A 20,556-nucleotide genomic window follows, 5' to 3' on the forward strand; every position below is an offset into this window, starting at 1 on the left:
CGAATCCTTTGCAAATCACAACCCTCGCGGATTCGCAGGACCGGCGGCCGCTATTGGCCTGTTTCTCTTCCCTCGTCAGCGCTCTCTTCCGCCGCCGTCAACGCGCCGTTTTCAAGCAGCCAGCGAGGGTGGTCATGCTGTACGGTCGCGATGATGCGGTCGATCGCGGCCGCGACCTGTTCGCCCTCCGCCTCGCGATCGCGACGAATCACCACTCGCCGCGCCTGCGCATCGACCAGCACATGCTCGCGTGGAACGAGCCCGCCCACCGTCAGTCCAGCCAGCACCTTGCGGCTTTCGTCATCGCGCTCCTCCAGCGTCGCCACGCGGCGGATCAACTGTTCCTCGAACTGGACCGCCGCGTTCGTCTGCTGACGCAGTTGCACGATGTTGACGCGGATCGTCCGGCGCAGCTTCGCGCGCACCGCTTGCGCAAGTTCCGCGTTCAATCGAGACGCATATTGATCGACGATCACCACGCCATCGACGGCGACCTGTTCGCCCTCCATCCGTACGTTGAGACTGTCGACGCGATCATCCTTGTCGAGCAGATTGTCGAGTTCAGACTGGACCGTACTGCGTGCGCCGATCTCTCGCACGATGCCATTGAGCGAGAGCCCAAGCGGAATCGCCAGAATGCCAAGCGTCGCCAGAATGCCTGCCGCCTGCATTGCCGTATGCTGCGGCGTCAACGACGGTCCGAAATGATTGAGCCGCGCCACGACGGTTGCAGCAAAGGCGATGGCCAGAGTGTTGGTCAGGAACAGCAATGCCGCGCCGAGCGCAAAATCGAAGCGACCTGTCGCAATGCCAAAGCCGATCGTCGAAAGCGGTGGGACGAGCGCGGTTGCGATCGCGACCCCGACCATCACCCCTGACAATTTACGCATGATCGCGTAAACGCCCGCGATGCCGCCGACGACCGCAACCCCGAGGTCGAGCAACGTCGGCTGCGTCCGAGCGCGGATTTCAGGGGTGACGTCCTTGATCGGCGATACCCAGATGATCAGCATCGCGACGAGGATGGCGACCGCCATTCCAGCCGCCATCGTGATCAACGAGCGTTTGATGAGATTGGTTTCGAGCGTAGCGAGCCCAAACCCAACGCCCATGATCGGGCCAAGCAACGGCGACACCAACATGGCACCGATGACCACGGCGGTCGAACTCTGCAGCAGCCCCAGCGTGGCAATCGCTGCCGACAGGGTGATCAGCAACAGGAATTTCTGGTTGAGCCGCGCGTCGCGTGCAACGCTGGCCAGAACGAGGGCGCGGCCGTGGACTTCTTCTTCACCCACACCCGCGCTGTCGTCGTCGTCGATTTCCCGCCCCGGCCCCGGTCTTGCCGATCGGCGACCACCGGCATTGAACGGCGCGTCGCCCAGTCCGGGCACTCCGGGATGGTGGCCGGCCATCGGCAGTCGCGTTAAATCTTGCCGGTCAGCTCGGGCACGGCGCTGAACAGGTCAGCAACGAGGCCGAGGTCGGCGACCTGGAAGATCGGGGCATCTTCATCCTTGTTGATCGCAACGATCGTCTTGGAATCCTTCATGCCCGCAAGATGCTGGATCGCGCCCGAAATGCCAATTGCAAAATAGACTTCCGGCGCGACGATCTTTCCGGTCTGACCGACCTGATAGTCATTCGGCACATAGCCTGCATCGACTGCGGCGCGGCTGGCGCCGAGCGCTGCACCGAGCTTGTCGGCAAGCGGGGTGATGACCTCTTCATATTTTTCGCTCGAACCCAGCGCACGACCGCCCGACACGATGATCTTCGCGCTGGTCAATTCGGGCCGCTCCGACTTCGCGATCTCTGCGCCGACGAAGCTCGAAAGGCCGGCATCGCCGCCCGCCGACACGGCTTCGATCGCACCCGACCCACCGCTGGCCGCCGCTTTTTCAAAGGCCGTGCCGCGAACGGTCAGAACCAGCTTGGTATCCGACGATTCAACGGTCGCGATTGCGTTGCCGGCGTAGATCGGCCGGGTGAAGCTCTTCGGTCCTTCAACCGAAAGAATGTCCGAAATCTGCATGACGTCGAGCAGCGCGGCGACGCGCGGAGCGACATTCTTGCCGGTCGTGGTCGCCGGCGCGACGAAGGCGTCGTGATTCGCCATCAACTCGGCAACGAGCGGGGCGATGTTTTCGGCGAGCGCATGGGCGAAAGCAGCGTTGTCCGCGACATGCACCTTTTGCACGCCCGCGATCTCAACCGCCGCCTTGGCGACCCCATCAACGCCCTCACCCGCGACGAGCAGGTGAACTTCGCCGAGCTTCGATGCGGCAGTCACTGCGGCGAGAGTGGCGTCCTTGACCGACGAACCGTCATGTTCGACCCAAACCAGAGTTTTCATAAACTTATCCCTTCATCCCTTCTCTTCCGCTGCGGCGGTTCCGAGAAGCGTTGCCTGGTCGTGTCGCGATTGCCCGACACGAATGGGGGTAGATTTAGCTGTGGACGCCCATCGCCTTCAGCTTGGCGACCAATTCGTCGACGTCGGCGACCTTGATACCTGCCTGGCGGACCGGCGGCTCCGATACCTTGACGGTCTTGACGCGCGGGCTCGTATCGACGCCGAAGTCGGCGGGCGACTTGGTATCGAGCGGCTTCGACTTTGCCTTCATGATGTTCGGCAGCGACGCATAGCGCGGCTCGTTGAGACGCAGGTCGGTCGTGACGATGGCGGGAAGCTTCAACTTCACCGTTTCAAGACCGCCATCGACCTCACGGGTGACGCTGACATGATCGCCCTCAACCGTGACTGCACTGGCGAAAGTGCCCTGCGCCCAGCCGGTGAGCGCAGCGAGCATTTGTCCGGTCTGGTTATTGTCGCCGTCGATTGCCTGCTTGCCCAGGATCACCAGGCCCGGCGTTTCAGCGTCGGCGACAGCTTTCAGTATCTTGGCAATTGCCAGCGGCTCGACCTCATCATCGGTCTGAACCAGGATCGCGCGATCAGCACCCATAGCAAGCGCGGTGCGCAGCGTTTCCTGTGCCTTGGCCGGGCCGACACTGATCGCGACGATTTCGGTCGCGGCGCCCTTTTCCTTCAGCCGGATCGCTTCCTCGACCGCAATCTCGTCGAACGGGTTCATCGACATTTTGACGTTCGCCAGGTCGACGCCCGTGCCGTCGGCCTTCACCCGCGGCTTCACATTGTAATCGAGCACCCGCTTCACGGGAACGAGGATTTTCATGGGCTAAAAGCTCCTCTCAGCAAATTGTGCACCGCGCCATAATTGGCGTTTACGTAAACGTCAACCTGTGACCTGAGGCCCTCCCGCCGCGGGGCGGAAGGGCCGTCAATGTCAGGCCGCTTTCGCGACCTCTGCCACAATCTTCTTGGCCGCGTCACCAAGATCATTCGCCGGAACGATAGCAAGGCCGCTGCTGGCCAGGATTTCCTTGCCCTGCTCCACATTCGTGCCTTCGAGGCGCACCACGAGCGGAACCGACAGATTCACTTCCTTCGCCGCAGCAACGATGCCTTCGGCGATGATGTCGCACTTCATGATTCCGCCAAAGATGTTGACAAGGATACCCTGCACCGCGGGGTCCTTCAGGATGATCTTGAACGCTGCGGTGACCTTTTCCTTCGAAGCGCCGCCACCGACGTCCAGGAAGTTCGCCGGGAAGGCCCCGTGCAGCTTGATGATGTCCATCGTCGCCATCGCAAGGCCGGCGCCGTTGACCATGCAGCCGATATTGCCGTCGAGCTTGATATAGGCGAGGTCATATTCCGACGCCTCCACCTCGGCGGGGTCTTCCTCGGTCAGGTCGCGCAGTTCAGCGAGATCCTTGTGACGGAACATCGCGTTCGAATCGAAGCCAACCTTGGCGTCGAGAACATAGAGCTTGTCGCCCTCATCGGTCGGGCAGATGGCAAGCGGATTGATCTCGATCTGCGAGGCATCGGTGCCGAGGAAGGCAGCGTAGAGGCCGTCGAGGATCTTGGCCGCCTGCTTGGCGAGATCGCCCGACAGTTCGAGCGCCTTGGCCACCGCACGGCCGTGGTGCGGCTGCAAACCCGTCGCCGGATCGATGGTGATGGTGTGGATCTTTTCGGGCGTCGAATGCGCGACTTCCTCAATATCCATGCCCCCTTCGGTCGAGGCAACAACGGCGATACGGCTGGTCGCCCGGTCGACGAGCAGCGCGAGATAGAATTCCTTGCCGATATCGACACCATCGGTGATGTAGAGGCGGTTGACCTGCTTGCCGGCTTCGCCGGTCTGGATCGTCACCAGCGTGTTGCCGAGCATGTCCTTGGCATGCGCCTCGACTTCCTCGAGGCTCTTCGCCAGACGGACGCCACCCTTCGCATCGGGGCCGAGTTCCTTGAACTTGCCCTTGCCACGGCCGCCTGCGTGGATCTGCGCCTTCACGACATAAAGCGGCCCGGGAAGCTGCTTTGCCGCTGCCACGGCCTCTTCGACGCTCATCGCGGCAATGCCCTTGGGCACGGCGACGCCGTATTTCGCGAGCAATTCCTTTGCCTGATATTCGTGAATGTTCATCGGTCAGCCGGGCCTTTCGACTCTAGGAGCGGGAGATAATCGGCGCCGCATAAGCACAAAGCCGCAGCGATTGCCACCCCCGCAAGTGCCGCCTTTTCCGATGCGAAGCCCGCCGGGACGACCGGCAAAGGGTCAGTCGAAAGAACAGACGGCGGCAGAACTGACTGTCACCGTCAATATTTCCGGGTCCTTAAGTGCCCGCACCTTGTGGAGAAACTGCTTGAGCGTCAGATCGTCGGCTCGCTCGTCCTTCAGGCTGGCGAGCGAGCCCAACCGCCGCAACTGCAAAAGCGACAGACGATCGACCATGCGGTCTGCCATGCACGCGGCGATCGGCTTGGACAGCCCCGCATTCACGAGCCCGGTGCGCAGTCGCGTTTCCGGGGTAGCGCAGGACGTGAGTGCCAGCGCCAGCACCGCAACCACCGAAGAAAAGGCAGCCCGTTTCATCGCCGTCATCTTCCGTGAAATTCGGCGACGGCGCCCGACACCGCCTGCATCAGAGACATGCGCGCCGGAACGGAAGCCGTCGTATCGCCCAACAAAACGACAATGGCATAACGGGTGCCATCAGGTGCCGTGGCAATGCCGATGTCATTATACCCCGCCGTCATCCCCTTGAAATCCTGTCCGGTCCCTGTCTTGTGACCAAACTTCCAGTCGGCGGGCAACCCCCCACGCAAGCGGCGCGGTCCGCTTCTGGTCCGGCTCATCACCCCGAGCAGATATTCGGTCGATTGCGGCGACAGCAAACTCCCCCGTGCGAGCCGGGTCAGCGCCGCGGCAATGGCCGCCGGGCTCGCGCCATCCACCGGATCGGCCAGATAGCGATCCATCGCCGCCTTGCGCGTTGCCTCCGGCAATGCGGCACGCGCCTGTTGGAACGACCGGCCCACCGAAAAGGCCTGCTGCCAAGCGAGCCCTGCGGTCCCGCTCTGCAGCAGGCGCTCGCCTGGTCCGAAACGAATGGCGCCCAGGTCCTTGCTGCGGATGAAACGGCGCACCGCTTCCGGTCCCCCGACGGTACGAAGCAAGCTGTCGTTCGCGGTATTGTCGCTGTGAGTGATCGCAGTTTCAACGAGGTCGCGCACGCTCATCGTCACGGCCCCTTCGGCACGAACGCGCGCGGCGAGCGGCTGGTGAAACAGAGTAAGATCGTCGGGACCGATCCGGACCTTCTGATCCATGCTGATCCGTCCCTGGTCGACAGCATCGAGCACCGCCATCGTCACCCACAGCTTCGAGACGCTCTGTTGCGGAAACAGGTCGGCGCCGCGCTGGGCGAAGGCCCATTCGCCGTCGATGCGCTGGACCGCAATACCGGTCTTTCCTGGAAAACTGCGCCACAATTGGCCGATCCGATCCTCAAGCCCCGGAGGCGCGCGACGAAATCCGGGATCGGCCGGGGGACGCGGCGCCTGAGCCGCAGCGACCGGTCGTGCCGGCGGCCCGATCGGAACCGTCACCGCACCATGCGCGGTACGCGGCGCCTCGCGTGGCGGCGGCACGATGGCCGCGCTGCTGACGCACCCCCCCAAAACGACTGCACTCATCGCCGCCGCGAACAGCGGCTTCGCCGAAACTTCAACCTTCATCCAAACCCCGTACAAGCGACCCATAATCATTATCCCCGCCTTTTCGGCGGTCATAATGGTCCTGCATGGGCCGGCCGCTTGCCAGCAATTTGCGATGAAAGAGTCCCGAACCGCGACAAGCGGCGGAACCAAGCGGGTTCAAGGGGCCGGCGTGGTTCGCACCAGCGTCGGATAGAGGCGCCTAAGCGCCGCAAGCTTGGGCGCATCCCACCGCCGGATATAGGCATTGTCGGGATTGCGGCGCATGAAGTCCTGATGCCCCGCCTCTGCACGATAAAAGGCCTTGTAGGATTCGACCGGAACGACGAGGGGCCGGGAAAAATGCCCACCCTTCGCGATTTGAGCCAGATAAGCAGTCGCAACCTGACGCTGAACGGTATCCATCGGGACGATCGCCGCCCGATATTGTGCGCCCACATCCGGACCCTGGCGATTTCGAAGTGTCGGATCGGCGACCACCGAAAAAAGCACACGAAGCAATGTGCCATAGCTGACTTTTGCAGGGTCATACACGATGCGCACCGCTTCAGCGTGACCGGATGTGCCGTCGTGAGTCAATTCGTATCGAGCCGTGGCCGCGCTACCGCCATGATAACCCGATTCGACCGAGATCACGCCTTTCACGTGGCTGAAAACGCCCTCGACACCCCAGAAGCAACCACCCGCTAGAACCGCTACCTTACGCTTTTCCTTGACGACCGGATCGACTGCTGCCGCGGGAAGACGGACGATATTCCCGGCCTGGGCTGGGGCACATTGCGCCAGCATCGCACCCGCGACGAATGCCGCCAGCGTACGCGAAACAGCGCCGCGACGGACGGCCGTCAGAGCGATAGCGCCAGCGCCGGCTGCTGGAACATCACAAACAGTCCACCGATCACAAAGCCAGCGAGCATGGCCGGAAACCAGTCGGAGCGGAGCATGGCAAGCATGGGGAGCCTCATTCTTGTTCATATATCTGGTTCGTGGGCGACAGCGCCCCGGTTACACCGACGATATGGCGCGCCCCGTCCGACCGTGCAGTGATAGCCATCACCTTAGCCGTCGCGGCTTACCATATGGTGAACCGTACGCTTAATTGCCGTTCATCAAACAGATGGGGGCGCCACCCCGGCGCACAAGATATGCCGGGGATAGAAAAGCTTCGGTCGTAACCAGGCGGCCTTTAGCTGAGCGCTGCGCACGCCCGCTGGATGCGCACGCAAGCCTCCTTCAGGACCGCCTCCGACGTCGCATAGGACACACGAAACGCCGGAGAAAGCCCGAAGGCCCCGCCATGCACGGCGGCCACGCGCGCGGAATCGAGGAAATAGTCGATCAGCACCTCGTCATTCTCGATGACCTGACCCGCCGGTGTCTTCTTGCCGATGCAACCGCTGGCGTCGGGGTAAACATAAAAGGCACCGTCGGGCACGGGGCAATTGAGCCCCGGCGCATCGTTCAGCATCGCGACGACCATATCGCGGCGCTTGCGGAATGCCGCGTTGCGCTCTTCCAGAAACTGTTGCGGTCCGCCGAGCGCGGCGACTGCGGCGGCCTGGGCCACCGAGCAGGGATTGGACGTCGACTGCGACTGCAATTTGCCCATCGCCTTGATCAGCCAGGCCGGACCACCGGCGTAGCCGATGCGCCACCCCGTCATCGCATACGCCTTTGAACAACCATTCACGGTCAGAATGCGATCGATGAGATCGGGGCAACGCTGCGCCAGCGTCGAAAAGGCGAAATCGGCGTACCAGACATGCTCATACATATCATCGCACATCACCATGACGTGCGGGTGACGACGGACGACCTCGCCGATTGCGTCGAGCTCTTCGGGTGAATAGGCGGCACCCGAGGGGTTCGAGGGCGAATTGAAGATGATCCAACGTGTCTTGGCCGTGATCGCAGCATCGAGCTGCGCCGGGGTGATCTTGTAATTCTGGGCTGCGGACGCCTCGACGACGACCGGGACGCCACCGCAGAAAGCGACAATGTCGGGATAGCTGACCCAATAGGGTGCAGGAATGATGACCTCGTCGCCGGCATCGACCGTTGCAACCAGCGCGTTGAACAAAGTGTGCTTGCCGCCGACATTGACTGTGATCTGGTCAAGCCCGAAATCAAGACCGTTATCGCGGCGGAACTTGCCGCGGATCGCTTCCTTCAGCGCGACGGTGCCGTCGACCAGCGTATATTTCGTCTGGCCGCCACGGATCGCCTCGATAGCGGCTTCCTTGACGAAATCAGGGGTGTCGAAATCGGGCTCGCCTGCGCTGAGCCCGATCACATCGACGCCTTCGGCTTTCAGCTTGGCCACGCGCGCGGTCATCGCGAGGGTAGCGGACGGCTGGATACGATCGAGAGCGGCGGAGATATGCGGCTTCAGCGACATGATAAGGTCTTCCTTGCTATGCGCAGGCGTGCGGCGAAATGACAGGAAATTGCGCGCGGCCGCGCCTAAAGCCTCTGCCAGCAATGCGCAAGCGCAGGCGAGATAATTTACCTATGCGACGGCAGCGTCGGACAACCGCGCTGGGACAAGCCCGCGCAATGAATTGCCGATAAAGAAGCCATCGACCAGATCGGCGATACGCAGGTGCGATTCAACCGCGCGCCCCTTGTCGATCAACTCGGCCCGTAGCACCCCGGGCAGAAGCCCCAACGCCAGCGGCGGCGTCAGAAGCACGCCATCGCGCTCGACGAAGACATTGCTCCAACTGCCTTCGGTGACAAATCCAGGTTCATCGACGAACACGACTTCCGCCGTACCGCTTTCACGTCGCGCGGCATCATAGGCGCCGCGCAGGCTCGTCTTGTGCGACAGGCGGAAATCGCCCGCCAACATTGGGGCCGCACGGACTGCCACTGGAACCGGCAGTTCGGCAAGACGCGGCAGCGGTGTCACCTCGACCGCCAGCGCGCCCGAGGCGGCAAGCCGCATCCGCACCCGCGCCGCGCTGCGCAGCCGGAAAGTCGCCGACTGCAGGCTGTTGCGCGCATCGTGCCGGTCGAAGACAAAGCCCAGCGCCTCGGCGCTGGTCTTCATCCGGGCAAGATGCCCCTCCAGTCGCTGGACCCCTTCGACGGGGTCGAAAAGCATCGTTTCCAGAAGGTCGAAACCCTCAGCCGCTGCGTTCACAAATTCCCCCTTGGCGAGACATTCGCGCCATTCATCCCCCGGCACGCTGTCGGACACGATTCCCGATCCTAGTCCCAGCGTGGCGCAATGCGGCTGGTCGCGCAAGCCGCTCGAGGGAGGAAAGACAAGGGTTCGGATCGCGACATTGAAGGCAGCATCGCCGCCCGGTTCCAGAAAACCGATCGAACCCGTGTAGAGGCCCCGCGGATCATTTTCCAGTTCGTCGATGATTTCCATCGCACGAATCTTCGGCGCCCCGGTGATCGATCCGCAAGGAAAGGCGGCGCGCAGCACGTCAACCGCCCCCTTGTCGGCAGCCAGTTGCGCGGTCACATCGGACACCAGTTGATGAATGGTCGGATAGGTTTCGACGCGAAACAGTTCAGGCACCGAAACCGTGCCCGGTTCCGCGACCCGCGACAGGTCATTCCGGATCAGGTCGACAATCATCAGATTTTCGGCGCGCTGCTTCGGATCGTCGGCGAGCGTCCGTGCCGCTATTGCGTCAGCGTCCGCGCTCGCCCGCCGTGTTGCGGTTCCTTTCATCGGCCGCGCCATCACCTGCCCGTCGCGCACCGCGAAAAACAATTCGGGCGACAGCGATGCAATCGCCTGCGCGCCGGTCCAGATGAAGCCGCCATAACCCGCGCGGGCCGTCTGTCGCAGCCGCGCATAGACGGCCAGCGGATCACCGAGCACCGGCACGTCGGCGCGAAAGGTCAGATTGGCCTGATAAATATCTCCGGCGCGAATATATGAAAGCGCGGCTTCGACCGCCGTCTCAAAATCGGTGCGTGCGACGCGCGGCGCGGGAGAACCTATCCACGCCGAGCCCGGATCGGGAAGCAAGGCAGGGACCGCATCGGCATCGACCCGCTCGACCCGTTCGAACAAGCCGAACCAGGCCAACGGGGCTCCATCGTCGCCCGCTTCGTCGACAGGGCCGCGCCACGCCGCAGCCTGCCCCTTCCCGGCCTCATAGGCCAGATAGCCAGCAACAAAGAGCCCACGCGTCCGCGCGGCATCCAGCGCATCGAGCAGCGCGGGCATCTGAGCAGCATTTCGCACATCGAGTATCTCGACCGGATCGACAAACAGGCGCGCAGGCGCAGCCTGCGCCACCCGCGCATCGTCAAGCAGAACGAAGGGCGGCGAGGTTTTCCACGTGTTCAAAACGGGATTGGGCATGGGCGCGAAGAGATCAGGCGATAGGAAGACTGTGACGACACCGCGCCATCGGTCAACGCTCGCGACGCATCCGGATCGCTCGCTCGCCTTCGATTTTCCCCAAGAAGCTGCCCAGCGCGGCTTTTCGAATCACAATTTTTTTCCCGCCGCTTGGGTCACGGAACAGTTGAATATCATCAATTTGGTACCAAACCGAACCGTCAGCGAAGGAGAAGCGATATCTTCCATTTGCGCCCATACTCGCCGATTTGATGGTCGTTTCGATACTCTCAATGTCCTCCGTATCTCCGATCAAGCCATCAATATTGGGGAGCACGAATCCGAAAAGTCCGCGGCGCGTTTTCTTCGCGGTCGCCTTGTCCGTAAAGCTGATCTCCCGATTAGCCTCCGCTACGGCTAGCGCTTCTACTTTCCGGTCGAAACACTCCAGGCGCTGAGCGGAATCCGCGATATCGCGGCAAACATATAATTCCCTAATTTGCGAAGGCGTTACGGCTTTCTCTTTGTCTTTGGCGGTGGCAGGCACGAACGCTGCGCCGCAAAGAACCGCAAATGTAAGCATGATCCGCTGCGAGAGTTGCTGCATGACAAGCCCTTTTTCGAAAATATTTTCCCGTTGCGTGCCTAGCGCCCTGCCACTCCACCCGCAAGCACCGGTGGATTGCGCCCAGCGCTTATTTACCTTAGTGTCAAAATGCTTTTTGCAGCAAAAGGACTGATTGTTCTGATGGATAGCTTATTCTCCTGGTCCACCGACTACCACCATCCGACGATTTGGGATCAGGAGTTTGCGCCTCTGTCGTTACCCGACATGCTGGCCGCGAGCGTTGCGCGGCGCGGCGATGCACCGATGCTAGACTTCATGGGGCGGCGGTTCGGATATGAAGAGGTTGCACGCGCAGCGGCGCGGGTCGCGCATGGGCTGCAGCAACGCGGGATCGGCAAGGGTTGCCGCGTCGGCCTATTCCTGCCCAACGTGCCCCATTATGTTGCAGCCTATTATGGCGCGCTGGCCGCCGGTGCCACCGTGGTCAACTTCTCACCGCTCTATACGGTCGCGGAGCTTGAGCAGCAGGTGGAGGATTCGGGCACCGACACACTCTTCACGATCAGCGCGAAAGCGTTGCTGCCTACCGCGCTCAAGGTTCTGGATGGCTCAAGTCTGCGCCAGCTCGTCGTCGGCTCGGTCGCAGGGGGTCTGCCCGTATCCAAGGCGCTATTGTACCGATTGTTCAAGCGGAACGAGGTTGCGGCGCTGCCTGACGATTCCCGCATCGTCCGTTTTTCAAAACTCATCGATAATGACGGACGCCCGGCCCCGGTGGCCATCGATCCCGAACGCGACATCGCCCTGATCCAATATACCGGTGGAACGACCGGGACACCAAAGGGTGCGATGCTGACGCACCAGAATCTGACGGCCAATGCGCGGCAGGTGAATGCGATCGACCCCGATCACGACGCCGATGACCGCATCCTCGGCGTCCTGCCCTTCTTCCATGTTTTTGCCAACACTTGCGTTCTGAACCGCACGGTGCTGAACGGCGGCGCCATCACCATGCTTCCGCGCTTCGACGCCGCTCAGGCTCTGGCCGCGATTACCCGCACCCGCACGACGGCCTTGCCCGGCGTTCCGACGATGTACCAGGCCCTGCTCGATCATCCAGATATTCGAAAGACCGACTTTTCCAGCCTGCGCGTCTGTATTTCCGGGGGCGCTCCCATGCCGGCCGAGCTGCGCGAAAAATTCGTCGCCGCGACCGGCGCTGCGCTGGTCGAAGGCTATGGCCTCACCGAGAGCTCGGGCGTCGTTTCGACCAACCCATATGATGGACCGGTGAAGGCAGGCACCATCGGCCAGCCCCTCCCGGCCACTCATATCCGGCTGCTCGACAAGGAGGACCCGTCAAAGGATGCACCAAAAGCCGAGCCCGGCGAACTCGCGGTCAGGGGGCCGCAGATCATGCAAGGCTATTGGAACCGGCCGGAAGCGGACCAGGACAGCTTCACGGTCGATGGCTGGCTACGCACCGGCGACGTCGCGACGGTGGACGCCGACGGCTATATTCGGATCGTCGATCGGCTGAAGGACATGATCGCGGTCGGCGGCTTCAAAGTCTATCCCAGCGTAATCGAAGCACGCCTGTATGAGCATCCGGCGATCAAGGAAGCCATCGTGCTCGGGGTTCCCGACGCCTATCGCGGCGAAAGCCCCAAAGCCTTCGTGACGCTGGAGGACGGCGCCAATCTGACCGGCGATGCGCTCGCTGCCTGGCTCAACCCCCAACTCGGCAAGCATGAGCGGGTGAGCGCGGTCGAAATACGCGGCGAACTCCCCAAGACGATGATCGGCAAACTCGACCGCAAGGCGCTCCGGGCGGAGCAGGGCTGACCCCGCTCCGCTGCGGTACGGCTCAGCCGATCCGGGTCCATATCTTGGTCCGGCAGAAAAAGGCGACACAGCCCTTCAGCTCAAGCCTTCCGCCAGGCAGCAGTCTCAACTGCCCGTGCTTCGCTCCGTCACCCGTCTCCGGATCATAGACAGGTCCGCCCTTCCACTCATGCGGACCGCCGGAAAAACCCTTGAGCACGATGAGCCCCTTGAGTTTGCGCCCGCGAAGCGCCGGGTTCGCGTTGCGCACGTCACGCAGATCCGGGTTTGCCCGCAACCGCGCCGCATCGACCACCCGGCCGCACAGCGCCGAACCACAGCGATAGATTTCAACCCGGCCCCCTTCGCTGCCGGTTGCCCAGATTCCGGTAATTTCTGCGGCCATGCCGGGCATCGCGATCCACGCGGCAACGGCGGTGACCGCCATCCGCCCAAGCCCCCTCATGCCGCTTGTCCTGCTTCGAGCTGGGCCAGCGAGGTGACAATCAGCGCGCGATCATCGATTTCCCATGGATGAAAGCCAGGTCTCATATAGGTAAACGCACCGCGCAGCAGCATGCGCATCGTTCCAGGCCGGCCATAAAGATAGCGGAGCAGACTGCGCCACGTTGCGAAATCATTCAGGCCATCCTGCCGCAGAAGATCGGCGGTGTTACGGAAAATGACATAGTGGAAACGCACTGTCGTCACGCACATCACCAACGAACGCTTCAGCCAGCGTCGCATCGGCGTCATGTGCCGCGTCGCATGCAGAAAGGTATCGAAGGCCACGGCCTTATGCTCTACTTCCTCGATCGCATGCCATTGCCACATCCGCCGCGCCTCGGGCGCCGCGCCACCAAGATGTTCGGGATTGGCGAGGGCGTCGTGTGCCAGCGTAGCTGTATAATGTTCGAGCGCACAGGTCGCGGCGAGTTGTTGCAAAGGTGAGCGTCGCTTGACCCAGCCAATGGTTCGCCGCGCCCGATCTTCGAGCGGGGCGATGTCATAGCCTGCATCCTGTGCCTGCCGGTTGAACACCACATGCTCGCGCGTGTGCATCGATTCCTGATAGAGGAAATCATCAATTTGTCCGCGCAGCGGCTGGGCCGTGTCGTCGCGATAGTAACGAACGGCCGTCATGAAGAACCTTTCCCCCACAGGGAAGGTCGACGACAGCGCGTTGAAAAAGGCGGTGCGCCCCGGATCTCCGCTGTGCCACCAGCGCGCAGGCGGGTCTTCACGGCCGAATTTCAGATCGCGCTTTTCAATGTGGAGGTCCGCGGGGGTTCGACTTGGTGACGACATGATCCTTAACTCCCATCATTTTCTTACATTAACATCAATGTATATAAATGATGGAGGTGAGACAGGCAAGCCTCGCCTTGGAGGCCCGAATTTCGCGGATTTCCTTCAATCAAAACACGGAAAAGGGCCTATGCCCACACCTTCACCCTCCCCACCCCAGACCTTGGGCCACGAGATTCCCCGGCCGCTGGCGCCCGCGGCCTGCGCCCGGATCGCGGCCTGATGCAGGGACAAAGCAGCCCATTATGAAAATCCCGCGCTTTGCGCTAAAGCTCAGGGAAGACAGCGTCGGGGGGCGACGACTGTGAGGGTAGAATATATGTACAAGCAAGCGCGACCGCATCAAAAGCGTCGCAAGCGGCCCGGCGCCGAAGTCCGGGAAGAAGGATTGGCAGCCGCCCGGAAACTGTTGCTCGAAGGCGGGCCGGGCGCCGTAACATTGGCCAATATCGGCGACCGCATCGGCATGTCACATGCCAACATCCTTCATCATTTCGGTTCGGCCGCCGCGCTGCAATCCGCTCTGATGGGGTCGATGATCAACGACCTGACGAACGCGCTCGACGATGTGGTCAACCTGCTCAAAACCGATGCGGCGGCGCCGCGCACCGTCGCGGACATGGTATTCGACGCCTTCGACAAGGGCGGCGCCGGCCCACTGGCGGCTTGGATCGTCCTGTCGGGCGACGTTCGCCAACTCGAGCCGGTACGGGACGCCGTCAGCGCGCTGGTCGCCGCGATTGTCGATCAGGCACGCGACGATGGCGCGCCCGAACGCGTCCGCCTCGCCGTGTTGCTGATGGCGGTATCAGCCTTTGGCGATGCGGTGATCGGGCCGCATTTGCGCGACATGCTGGACCAGAAGGACGAGGCAATGCGCGAGTTGATTGCGCGCATCCTGCCCCTATTCCTGCTGCCTAGCGGAATCCCGCCCGCCGTGCCGCCGGGCGCAGCCTGAACGCCGGCATGCGGAGGCAGCGTCCATCGCTTCGATTCGTGGGCGTCAAAGCGGCTTTCCGCGAGCGTGATGTTGTAACCTGCCTCATGATATGCCATATCAAGGTTATATTCACGCCAATGGAGAATCGGGTGACGCTGCTCGCCAAACAGACCCCTGCCCTGTCGCGCCTCAGCGCGCTGGTTCGGGCTGCGCGCGATTCGCGTCCGTTGACGGCACTCGATGGCGATCAATTGGCGATGGGCCTATCGGGCCTGTGCCTTGTACATTGCCTGGCCAGCACCATCCTTTTCGCCTCGATCGCTTCGGTCGGCGGCGTGCTCCTCAACCCCATCTTCCACGAAATTGGCCTGATCGTCGCGATCGGCTTTGCGCTTGTCACGCTTGTCGCGGGGGTGCTCAGCCACGGCTACATGATGCCTTTCGGCGTCGGCTGCTTCGGGCTTGGAATGATGGCCGGCGCCTTGTCGCGCCCACATGATGGCAGCGAGATACTGGCGACAATGGTCGGCGTTGCCGTCGTGGCACTGGGTCACGACCTTAACCGCCGGGCTCGCGGCGCCTGACGCCATTCCGCGCCGCGGCTTGCGGGCGGCGAGCAAACGTCCTACATCATGGCCGGGTATATGATCCGTGCGGAAAAAGCGCCGCGCAAAGGAAAAGCCATGGGCAAACATGACCATCCGCATGTCGAGGCGACGGGAGCCTCGCTCGCCAATGCAGCCCAAGCCGCGCTCGAAAAGGGCGGAGAGGCCTGGACCGACATGCGCGCGCAAATTTTCGACGCCGTGGCCGAGATCGGCAAACCCGCGAGCGCTTATGAAATTGCGGACATTGTCTCGCAAAAGCGGGGCAAGCGGGTGGCACCGAACAGCGTATATCGCATCCTGGATTTGTTCGTGGCGAACAATCTGGTTCGCCGGGTCGAAAGCGCCAACGCCTTTGTGGCGAACAGCCATCCCGGCTGTCTGCACGACTGCATCTTCCTGATCTGCGACAATTGCGGCAGCGCCGTTCATGTCGATGACGACAAGCTGGCCGGGGGCGTTCGCGCCGCGGCCGAGGCCACCGGCTTTGCCGCCGTGCGACCCGTAATCGAAGTCCGGGGAAAATGCACCGACTGCCAATAAGGCGCGGCATCGGACACGCCTGAAGCATCGATTGCCCCAGCCCTCTTTTCGTTGGCCGCCGCCGGGTCTAGGGAAACCCGCGAATCCGAACCACGGGCAAAGGGCTGCACATGAACACCGTCATCATCCGCGAAGACGATCTGGTCGAAACCATCGCCGACGCGCTTCAATATATCAGCTATTTCCACCCGATGGATTATATCCGCGCGCTCGGCGCCGCCTATGAGCGCGAGGTGTCGCCAGCTGCCAAGGATGCGATGGCGCAGATCCTGTCGAACAGCCGCATGTGCGCCGAAGGGCACCGCCCGATCTGTCAGGATACCGGCATCGTCACCGTCTTCATCAAATGGGGCATGGATTGCCGCCTCGACTCACCGCGCAGCCTGCAGCAGGTCGTCGATGAGGGCGTGCGCCGAGCCTATCTCCACCCCGAAAACAAGCTGCGTGCCTCGATCCTCGCCGACCCGGCGTTCAGCCGCGTCAATACAAAGGACAACACGCCATCGGTCCTGAACGTCGAGATGGTGCCGGGCAACAAGGTGGTGATCGATGTCGCGGCCAAGGGCGGCGGCAGCGAGAACAAGTCGAAGTTCAAGATGATGAATCCGTCGGATTCGATCGTCGACTGGGTCCTCGAAATGGTCCCGCAGATGGGGGCGGGCTGGTGCCCCCCCGGCATGCTCGGCATCGGCATCGGCGGCACGGCGGAAAAGGCGATGCTGCTTGCAAAGCAGTCGCTGATGGACCCGATCGATATGACCGAACTGCTTGCGCGCGGACCGTCGAGCCCGACCGAGGAACTGCGCATCGAGCTTTATGAAAAGGTCAACGCGCTCGGCATCGGCGCACAGGGCCTCGGCGGCCTAGCCACCGTGCTTGACGTCAAGATCGCCGACTGGCCGACGCATGCCGCGTCGAAGCCCGTCGCGATGATCCCCAATTGCGCTGCGACGCGCCACGCGCATGTGACGCTCGACGGCAGCGGCCCCGCCTATCTCGAAAAGCCAGTGCTCGCCGATTATCCGCAGATCGACTGGAAGCCAGATCAGGCGGCGATCCGCGTCGATCTCGACAATCTGACCCCCGAGGTCGTCGCGAGTTGGAAACAGGGCGACCGCCTGCTGCTCAACGGCAAGATGCTCACCGGACGCGACGCCGCACACAAGCGCATCGCCGACATGCTCGCCAAGGGAGAGGAACTGCCCGTCGAGTTCAAGGGCCGCGTCATCTATTATGTCGGACCGGTCGATCCGGTCGGCGAAGAAATCGTCGGCCCTGCGGGTCCGACGACCGCGACGCGCATGGACAAGTTCATGGACATGATGCTCGATCAGGGCCTGCTCGCCTGTGTCGGCAAGGCCGAACGCGGCCCCGCCGCAACGAACGCAATCGCCAAGCACAAGAGCGCCTATCTGATGGCGGTCGGCGGCGCGGCCTATCTCGTCGCACGCGCGATCAAGGGCAGCAAGGTGGTCGGCTTTGCCGACCTCGGCATGGAAGCGATTTACGAGTTTGAGGTTCAGGACTTCCCCGTCACCGTCGCAGTCGACAGCGAAGGTCAGAATGTCCATGTCAACGCGCCCGCGCTTTGGCAAAAGCGGATCAAGGACGAAGGGTTGCTGGCGAAGGCTTGATGTGAGCTTCGCTGACAGTATCTTGCCCGGTCTTGCCTTGCACCACCAATAGCCCAACGCTCCCCGCCAGATGGGCAGCACAGGCGACGCAGCGATTCTGCGACGTGAACCCAGTGCCCTGACGGGGCAGCCCCCGTCCCATCCTTCCCCTTGCCAGACAGCAATTGCAAGACGATGAAGGTCGCGTGATATCCGCGGCGGACGAAGCCGGGCATAGCGGGAGAGGGCATTTGCCAATCAAGAAATCATCATTGTTGGCGGTCATGGCAGGTGGAGCACTGCTGGCGACGGCACCCCCTGCACAGGCCAACGACGATCTGGAGGCCATGCTGTCGGGCCAGTCAGTGCTGAAGGGCAAGAAGCTGAAGCGGGCGATCGAGAAGGCCGACGCACATCCCCTGGGCAGCGAACAGAATCCGGTGCGCGCAGAGCAGCCACAGGGGCAGCGCGCCTATCTCGCCGCGCTGCGCTGCGCCGATGGCGGCCAGCCCATGTTCCAGCGCCGCGGCAGTATGGGGATCGGCGTTTTCGGCAACATCGTCGATGCCTACGAGCTGCAGTGCGAGGGCGACGAACCGGCGGCCACCGTCGTCTATATGGATATGTATCATCGAGGGTTCGTCGAAACGCGTCCGCTGCCAGGCTTCACCATCGCGGAGCGGTAACGTCTCTTGCCTTCGCGGGGCGTTCGGCCATCATGGTCCGACAGCAATGAGGAGGGGCCGCCATGGATTTTCGGAGTTTCGACGCCTTCAACCGCCGCGACCTGATTCGCGGTGCTGCGATGCTCGGAGCGGGGGCGATGGCAATGCGTCCCTTGCCTTCGCTGGCAGCAAACAGCCAGAGCGCGGCGATCCGCAAGGCAGCCGAAGCAGGCAAGGACGCATCGATCAAGCGACTTCGCGACTGGATCGCCCTGCCCTCGATCGCCGCCGAGAATCGCAACATGGCCGAAGGTGCAGCCCATATGGCCGAACTGGCGCGCGACGCCGGCTTTGCCAATGTCGAGATTGTACCCACCGACGGCCACCCCGGCGTCTTCGGCACGATCGACGTCGGCGCGCCGCGCACACTCGGCATCTATTTCATGTATGACGTAAAGCAATTCGATCCGGCCGAATGGTCGTCGCCACCGCTGGAAGGACGCATGGTCGATCGCCCCGGCTTCGGACAGGCGATGATGGGCCGCGGCGCAGTGAACCAGAAGGGGCCCGAGGCGACGTTTCTTGCTGCGCTGCACGCTATCCGCGCCGCTGGCGGCAAGCCGCCTGTCAACATCGTCCTGGTGTGCGAAGGCGAGGAGGAGATCGGATCGCCACATTTCCGCCAGATCGCGACGCGCCCCAACATCCTCTCCGCACTCAGAAAATGCGAAGGCATTTTCATCCCGGCCGGCTGGCAGGACAAGAATGGGAATGTCTCCGTCAATCTGGGATCGAAAGGCGTGATCGAGCTGGAACTGATCGCCAGTGGCGAGAAATGGGGACGCGGCCCCAAGGCCGATGTCCATTCAAGTCTGAAGGCCATGGTCGATTCCCCCGCCTGGCGCCTGGTCTCGGCACTCAACACGCTGGTAACACCCGATGGCAACACCCCCGCAATCGAAGGTTGGTTCGACAATGTCCGCCCCCTGTCGGATCGTGAAAAGGCGCTGATCCGCGAAGCGGCCAAGCATCTCAACGAAGCGCAGCAGAAACAATTGCTGGGGGTCAGTCACTGGATCGACGATCTGCCCTATGAGGACGCGCTGATCCGTCTGGCGCAGGAACCGACGGTCAATATCGAAGGACTCGTCGCCGGCTATACCGGCCCCGGCGGCAAGACCATCCTTCCCGGACGGGCTGTCGCGAAACTCGATCTGCGTCTCGTTCCCGATCAAACCCGCGCCGAGGCGGAGCATAAACTACGCACGCATCTCGACAAACATGGCTTTTCAGACGTCGAAATGAACGTCAGCGGTGGGTATGATCCTACCGAAACGGATGAGAACAGCCGCCTGATACGCACCGAGCTGGCGACCTATCGCCGGCTGGGCGTGCAGGCGAACCTCAATGCCCGGCTGGCGGGTTCTTGGCCGGGAGCAACCTTTACCGCGCCGCCAGTATCGATTCCGGCGGGCCATTTCGGCATCGGTCATGGCGCGGGTGCGCATGCGCCCGATGAATATTATCTGATCGAATCGACCAATCCGAAGGTCGCCGGACTGGTCGATTCGACGATGGGCTACGCCGAGTTCCTCTATACTTTGGCGGCAATCCGATGAGCGGCGATCTCAACGGCGTCGCGCACGTCATTCTGACCGCGGGCGATTTTGCGCGATCGACGGCTTTCTGGCGCGACATGATCCGCTATCTGGAGCTGAAGGTCGTGCTCGACAGCGACGCCATGCTGTATGGCGTAGGCGGGCGAACCGCGATCGGCATCCGCACCGGCAGCCCGGAAAATACGGGCAAGCGTTTCGATCAGGGCGCGCCTGGGTTGCACCACGCCTGTTTCCGGATGCGCGATCGCGCCGCAATCGACCGTCTATTCGGCTTTTTGAAGGAGCGCAGCGACATAGTCCTCGTCCACGGCCCGCAGGAGGAGCCTTGGGCGCCCGGCTATTATTCGATCCTTTTCGAAGATCCTGACGGGATCCGGATCGAATTCAACCATGTTCCGGGCAGCGGTTTGCTCGCCGAAGGGCAGCAGATCGGCGGCGCCGACGCTTTCGATTAGCGCCGACAGC

General features: G+C 62.4%; 20 protein-coding genes. 8 read left to right on the forward strand and 12 right to left on the reverse strand.

All coding sequences use genetic code 11. From position 1 onward, the window contains the following. Nucleotides 1-50: 50 nt before the first annotated feature. The 10 genes from U0S50_RS01645 to U0S50_RS01690 form a co-directional block, all read right to left on the reverse strand. Nucleotides 51-1,415, reverse strand: coding sequence for a DUF389 domain-containing protein (locus tag U0S50_RS01645; RefSeq protein WP_322307007.1), 1,365 nt, complete (start codon nucleotides 1,413-1,415; stop codon nucleotides 51-53). 11 nt (nucleotides 1,416-1,426) lie between these two features. After that, nucleotides 1,427-2,356 carry an electron transfer flavoprotein subunit alpha/FixB family protein gene (locus U0S50_RS01650; protein ID WP_322307008.1) on the reverse strand — a complete coding sequence of 310 codons (930 nt, stop codon included), beginning with the start codon at nucleotides 2,354-2,356 and terminating at the stop codon, nucleotides 1,427-1,429. A 94-nt stretch (nucleotides 2,357-2,450) separates the two neighbouring features. Continuing rightward, entirely contained in the window at nucleotides 2,451-3,200 is a 750-nt protein-coding gene (locus U0S50_RS01655; protein WP_322307009.1) for an electron transfer flavoprotein subunit beta/FixA family protein, read from the reverse strand. Nucleotides 3,201-3,311: 111 nt separating this feature from the next. Continuing rightward, nucleotides 3,312-4,520, reverse strand: a complete 1,209-nt coding sequence (gene sucC / locus U0S50_RS01660) for an ADP-forming succinate--CoA ligase subunit beta (protein WP_322307010.1) — start codon at nucleotides 4,518-4,520, stop codon at nucleotides 3,312-3,314. A 132-nt stretch (nucleotides 4,521-4,652) separates the two neighbouring features. Beyond that, nucleotides 4,653-4,970 carry a hypothetical protein gene (locus tag U0S50_RS01665; RefSeq protein WP_416194937.1) on the reverse strand — a complete coding sequence of 106 codons (318 nt, stop codon included), beginning with the start codon at nucleotides 4,968-4,970 and terminating at the stop codon, nucleotides 4,653-4,655. 5 nt (nucleotides 4,971-4,975) lie between these two features. Then, nucleotides 4,976-6,115, reverse strand: a complete 1,140-nt coding sequence (bla, locus tag U0S50_RS01670; RefSeq protein WP_322307012.1) for a class A beta-lactamase — start codon at nucleotides 6,113-6,115, stop codon at nucleotides 4,976-4,978. A gap of 138 nt (nucleotides 6,116-6,253) precedes the next feature. Continuing rightward, a complete protein-coding gene (msrA, locus tag U0S50_RS01675; RefSeq protein WP_322307276.1) occupies nucleotides 6,254-6,883 on the reverse strand; it encodes a peptide-methionine (S)-S-oxide reductase MsrA in 630 nt (209 codons plus the stop codon). 397 nt (nucleotides 6,884-7,280) lie between these two features. After that, nucleotides 7,281-8,492, reverse strand: a complete 1,212-nt coding sequence (locus U0S50_RS01680; protein WP_322307013.1) for a pyridoxal phosphate-dependent aminotransferase — start codon at nucleotides 8,490-8,492, stop codon at nucleotides 7,281-7,283. A gap of 111 nt (nucleotides 8,493-8,603) precedes the next feature. Beyond that, complete coding sequence (pabB, locus tag U0S50_RS01685) at nucleotides 8,604-10,427, reverse strand: aminodeoxychorismate synthase component I (protein ID WP_322307014.1); 1,824 nt, start codon at nucleotides 10,425-10,427, stop codon at nucleotides 8,604-8,606. A 52-nt stretch (nucleotides 10,428-10,479) separates the two neighbouring features. After that, a complete protein-coding gene (locus U0S50_RS01690) occupies nucleotides 10,480-11,013 on the reverse strand; it encodes a hypothetical protein (protein WP_322307015.1) in 534 nt (177 codons plus the stop codon). A 141-nt stretch (nucleotides 11,014-11,154) separates the two neighbouring features. Here U0S50_RS01690 and U0S50_RS01695 point away from each other — a divergent pair, with 141 nt between their 5' ends. Further along, nucleotides 11,155-12,819, forward strand: a complete 1,665-nt coding sequence (locus U0S50_RS01695; protein WP_322307016.1) for an AMP-binding protein — start codon at nucleotides 11,155-11,157, stop codon at nucleotides 12,817-12,819. Between the two features lie 22 nt (nucleotides 12,820-12,841). Here the strand turns inward: U0S50_RS01695 and U0S50_RS01700 are convergent, their stop codons facing one another. Then, complete coding sequence (locus tag U0S50_RS01700; RefSeq protein ID WP_322307017.1) at nucleotides 12,842-13,246, reverse strand: DUF2147 domain-containing protein; 405 nt, start codon at nucleotides 13,244-13,246, stop codon at nucleotides 12,842-12,844. A gap of 14 nt (nucleotides 13,247-13,260) precedes the next feature. Beyond that, a complete protein-coding gene (locus tag U0S50_RS01705; RefSeq protein WP_322307018.1) occupies nucleotides 13,261-14,106 on the reverse strand; it encodes a metal-dependent hydrolase in 846 nt (281 codons plus the stop codon). A 388-nt stretch (nucleotides 14,107-14,494) separates the two neighbouring features. On the opposite strand from U0S50_RS01705, the gene U0S50_RS01710 reads away from it, so the two are divergent. From U0S50_RS01710 to U0S50_RS01740, 7 genes are all read left to right on the forward strand, one after another. Then, nucleotides 14,495-15,064, forward strand: a complete 570-nt coding sequence (locus tag U0S50_RS01710; RefSeq protein ID WP_322307019.1) for a helix-turn-helix domain-containing protein — start codon at nucleotides 14,495-14,497, stop codon at nucleotides 15,062-15,064. A gap of 131 nt (nucleotides 15,065-15,195) precedes the next feature. Continuing rightward, nucleotides 15,196-15,630 carry a MerC domain-containing protein gene (locus tag U0S50_RS01715; protein WP_322307020.1) on the forward strand — a complete coding sequence of 145 codons (435 nt, stop codon included), beginning with the start codon at nucleotides 15,196-15,198 and terminating at the stop codon, nucleotides 15,628-15,630. A 99-nt stretch (nucleotides 15,631-15,729) separates the two neighbouring features. Further along, nucleotides 15,730-16,194 carry a Fur family transcriptional regulator gene (locus U0S50_RS01720; protein ID WP_322307021.1) on the forward strand — a complete coding sequence of 155 codons (465 nt, stop codon included), beginning with the start codon at nucleotides 15,730-15,732 and terminating at the stop codon, nucleotides 16,192-16,194. A 110-nt stretch (nucleotides 16,195-16,304) separates the two neighbouring features. After that, nucleotides 16,305-17,828 carry a fumarate hydratase gene (locus tag U0S50_RS01725; RefSeq protein ID WP_322307022.1) on the forward strand — a complete coding sequence of 508 codons (1,524 nt, stop codon included), beginning with the start codon at nucleotides 16,305-16,307 and terminating at the stop codon, nucleotides 17,826-17,828. 230 nt (nucleotides 17,829-18,058) lie between these two features. Then, entirely contained in the window at nucleotides 18,059-18,493 is a 435-nt protein-coding gene (locus U0S50_RS01730; RefSeq protein ID WP_322307023.1) for a hypothetical protein, read from the forward strand. A 62-nt stretch (nucleotides 18,494-18,555) separates the two neighbouring features. Then, entirely contained in the window at nucleotides 18,556-20,091 is a 1,536-nt protein-coding gene (locus U0S50_RS01735) for a M20/M25/M40 family metallo-hydrolase (RefSeq protein ID WP_322307024.1), read from the forward strand. After that, a complete protein-coding gene (locus U0S50_RS01740) occupies nucleotides 20,088-20,546 on the forward strand; it encodes a VOC family protein (RefSeq protein ID WP_322307025.1) in 459 nt (152 codons plus the stop codon). Before U0S50_RS01735 ends, U0S50_RS01740 begins: the two co-directional genes overlap by 4 nt. Nucleotides 20,547-20,556 lie beyond the last annotated feature (10 nt).

Source organism: Sphingopyxis sp., from assembly GCF_034380315.1.
GTDB lineage: Bacteria > Pseudomonadota > Alphaproteobacteria > Sphingomonadales > Sphingomonadaceae > Sphingopyxis.